The sequence below is a fragment of the Mycobacterium sp. genome (assembly GCF_036488105.1).
Taxonomy (GTDB): domain Bacteria; phylum Actinomycetota; class Actinomycetes; order Mycobacteriales; family Mycobacteriaceae; genus Mycobacterium.
On the sequence record NZ_DASXHW010000364.1, the window covers coordinates 1 to 3,769 of the forward strand.

A 3,769-nucleotide genomic window follows, 5' to 3' on the forward strand; every position below is an offset into this window, starting at 1 on the left:
CGGCCAAAGCTCAAGGCCGGCAACCTCAGTCGCGGATAAATCCTTTGTTGCGCATCAGGAAGTCGGCGAGGAAACCGTCGTGCGGAATCTCGGGGGCCGTGTGGTGGGTGGGATGCCGGCCGCCGTACACGTTGGCGATGGTCGGCTCGGCGAGCAGATCGTCGATCAAGTCGGCGTCGTCGGTGATCGCGCTGATCACCAGCGAATGCCGCAGCGGCTCCAGCCCGTCGGCCCGCGACCACGGCGAGACCCAGACGCATGGGAACGGCAATTCGACGTTGAGTTTCGCGACATCGGGTTTGGCCAGCAGGTGTACGGCCGGGCGTAGCGCGGCGTAGCTGTCGCTGAGTGCGGCGACCACCTGGTCGGCGCCCAGCAGCGGCGTGGTGCCGGCGGCCACCGTTGCCAGATGACTCGCCAAAGCGGTTGCCGCGTCGATGTTCTGCGTGGGCAGGATGGCCCGCTCGTCGTCGGTCGGCAGCACCGCGATCGTCGACAATCGTTGTGCGATCGCCTCGGCCAGCGCGGCGGGATCGCCTTCGTAGAGCACGGCGGTGGCGTTGACGCATGCCACGCCGCCAAGATTGGCGATCGAATCGGTGATCACGTCGATGTAGTCACGCCAGTCGTGGTCGTCGGTGATCAGGATCTTGGCCCGTCCCGGGCCGTTGACGAACACCGTCGGGTCGCCGGCGTATTTGTCGACGACATCCTGACCGCCGTAGACCATGGCGAGATCGGCCGAGCGGATCATCTCGTCGGCGCCGCGATGGTCGGTGGGCAGATACACGGCGTCGTGCGGCCGAAATCCGGCGTGGCCCAACGCGTGGACGAGCCGGTGGGCGGTGAGCGGCTCACGGCGGGACGGGCGGACCGCTACCCGGTAGCCCAGTGCGAGCGCTTGCGGCCACAGCCCGTGCACACCCGGGCCGTTCCCGGAGGCGAGCACCGCGAGGGCTTCGCCTCGCCGGGCCCACACTGCACCGCCGTGTCGGGTGGGCTCGTCGCGCCAGTCCAGCGCGGCACCCGTCGGCCGGGCCGCGTGCACCGCGCCGAAAGCCGATGCGACACCGTCGGCAACGCTGCGGGCCCCGGCCCGGGTCACCGAGATGGGCACGCCCGAAATCCGGCTGGCCGCAACCGTGTAGGCGTCGAAGTCCAGTCCGGCGATCACCCCGTTGGAAAACGCGTCGGCGGCGTTGGCCAACGCGGCTTCCCGCTCGCGCGCCGGCAGCGGCCGGGCACCGCGTTGAGCGTTGATCGCGCGCGAGACGTACAGCGGCGGCGCCATGCTGAGTTCGGCGATGGCGACGCCATCGGTGGTCATGACATGCTCGCGGTTGCGGGTCCGGTACGCGCCGTCGGGACCGAGAGCATCGATAGCGATCAGATCCGTTGCATCGGAGGACATCTCAGTAGACGCCTTCGATGACCGGCTCGCCTTCGAAGGAGGCGACGGGCCGCACCTCGCTGACCGAATCACCCACTTGCCCGGGGAGTCCCGGCATCCGGATGGCACTGTCGCGTTCCAGATTGTTCGGCAGGAACATCCCCTTGCTGATGTGATTCATCACGACCTGTCCGCGTTGGCCGTACGGCACTTCGTCGCCGCTATCGGGATCCACCACCCAGAAGGTTGCATACGGGCTGCGGGGGTGGAAGACGAACGGGTCATCGTCGCGGCGCCGGGTGATCGCCTGAGACAGGATCATCGTGCTGCCGAACGCCATCGTGATCGTCGTGTTCGGGAAGATCCCGCTCAGCAGATCCAACGTGTCGACGTCCACATGCGCGCCGCTGAGCAGCATGAAGCCGACTTTCTCGTTCATCAGGTTGACCACGTCGTCGTTGCGGGCCATGGCCTCGAGCAGCGGCGGAGTGGTGTGCAGGTTCGCGACCTGCTGGGTCTGCAGCACATGGACGGCCTGCTCGACGAGATGGTCGACGTAGGCCGTCACCTCCGAGGCGGCGTTGCGGGCAGTGATCTTCTTGACCCATCGCGGGTCCAGGTCGATGGCGTGAAAGGTCGAGCCGAGCCGCTCGGAGACCAGGCGAGAGAAGTAGCCCACGCCGTGCGGCCCGCTCGGCATCATGCACAGGAAACCGCGTCCGGGTAGGAAGCCGCCGCCGGCGAAATCCTCGGTCTGCCATTCGATGACCTGGGCGACCCAATCCGGCAGCTGGACAGTCCTTTTCGGCGCACCGGTGGTACCACCGGATTCGAAGATCTGCGGCACCGGCGGCGGTGATCCGTAGCCGCGCGGAATCAGGTCTTCGACGGCCTCGATGCGCAACTCGCTCAAGAGATTGGGAAACAGTCGTAGGTCGGTGAAGGTGTTGATGTCGGTCAGCGGGTTGAAGTTCAGCGTGCGGGCCGTCCGCAACCAGAACGCGCTGCCGGTTTTTTCGCCGAAGTGCCAGGCGATCGCGGCGCGCAGATACGCCTCCGGGTCATCCACCGGAGCTGATCGTGGCACGTCCAGCAGCGAAAAATCGATGTCGGCCATCCCCCGATCATGTCGCAGCCCAGATCGGCCGGGCAATCGACCACCCGCCAATCCGCTTTACCGAGAATGGTTTTCGTACCCCGTTCACCGGCTGTAGCGCCGGCATTAGCCGCCCCGACATCTCGCGCGGGTGGGTCACTTGGTGCGCGAGCGTGTCGACTGTGCAGCTCGGATACGTGATTTCATCATTTTAACCTGCACAAGCTGCACAATCGGCGTCGACGAAATCCCGGCATCTATATTGCAGTCATCGCTGATACGGCCGCCAGCGGCCTTCCGGTTGAGCCAGCCGGTCGGCGATCACCGACAGCGTTTGCACGTTGTGCCCGTATCCCAAGTGGCTGCTGCGTACTTCGACGTTTTCCGTCTGAGGGGCGGGCACGCTGGTGCAGCACTGCCAGGCCACGATGCCGTCCGATTTGCTGTAGATGCAGGTCGTCGGTACCGACAATGGTTGGGCGCGCCGGTTCAGCGCCCGTTCGGAGACGGCCTCGGTGCCGTCGGTGCCACGGTTTATCAGCCGCCATACCCGCCACGCGGTGGTGGCCTGGTGGTTGCCCCGAAACGGTGATCCCAGGGTGATCACCGACCGGACATCGTCGGGCAGTGCGCGGGCCAGTTCGCGGGCATAGATACCGCCGGCGCTCCAGCCGATGAGACTTACCCGGCGCCCGTCGCTCCGTTCCCGGATGTGGTGCAGGCGCGCCGGCAGCGTCTCCTTCATACTGGCGCGATAACCCATGTTGGTGCCCAGGCCCCAGTCGTAGACCCGGTAATCCAACTGGCGCAACACGTTACGCAGCAGTTCGGTCGATCCCGGGCCGGCCAGGAACCCCGGCAACACCAGAACGGGATGGCCGTCGCCGTGCGGCCAGCCGGCGATGCGGCGCATCGCCAGCCGAGCCGAAACGTACTCCATACCGGTGCGCCACTCGAGCGTGCGGAGCAGGCGTCCCGGTAGCGCCGCGTTAGCGGCATCGGGGAGCTCAGCCCACGGCTCGGCCACCGGCTCAGGAGTAGAAGCCATCCAAGGTCTCCTTGTTCTGCTCAGCGACAACGCCGCGCTTGACCTTGAGCGACGGTGTCAACTGGCCACCGTCGACGGAGAGGTCGTGGTCGAGCACCGCCCACTTCTTGATCGTCTCCCACCGGTTCAGGCTGGCGTTGAGCTTCTTGACGTGCTCGTCGATCATGTCGTGCACCTCATCGGATTTCGTGAGGTCCTCATACGACTTGCCGCTCAGCCCGTTGTCTTTGGCCCA

The 3,769-nt window shown here is 66.1% G+C and carries 3 protein-coding genes and 1 pseudogene; all 4 read right to left on the bottom strand.

The window, feature by feature from the left end; translation table 11 throughout:
* Positions 1-25 precede the first annotated feature (25 nt).
* On the bottom strand, positions 26-1,390 hold the full coding sequence (locus tag VGH54_RS19140) for an aldehyde dehydrogenase family protein (RefSeq protein ID WP_331513653.1): 1,365 nt from the start codon (positions 1,388-1,390) through the stop codon (positions 26-28).
* 22 nt (positions 1,391-1,412) lie between these two features.
* Entirely contained in the window at positions 1,413-2,507 is a 1,095-nt protein-coding gene (locus VGH54_RS19145; RefSeq protein ID WP_331513651.1) for a phenazine antibiotic biosynthesis protein, read from the bottom strand.
* A gap of 247 nt (positions 2,508-2,754) precedes the next feature.
* The gene (locus VGH54_RS19150; protein ID WP_331513652.1) at positions 2,755-3,534 is read right to left on the bottom strand and encodes an alpha/beta hydrolase; all 780 of its coding nucleotides are present in this window, start codon (positions 3,532-3,534) and stop codon (positions 2,755-2,757) included.
* Positions 3,518-3,769: pseudogene (locus tag VGH54_RS19155) on the bottom strand (long-chain fatty acid--CoA ligase); the annotation flags it as partial. The pseudogene VGH54_RS19155 and the gene VGH54_RS19150, both read right to left, overlap by 17 nt.

What these genes read in the sequence shown, in the direction of transcription:
- VGH54_RS19145 (WP_331513651.1), bottom strand. Translation starts at nt 2,507, where the DNA reads ATGGCCGACATCGATTTTTCGCTGCTGGACGTGCCACGATCAGCTCCG.
- VGH54_RS19150 (WP_331513652.1), bottom strand. Translation starts at nt 3,534, where the DNA reads ATGGCTTCTACTCCTGAGCCGGTGGCCGAGCCGTGGGCTGAGCTCCCC.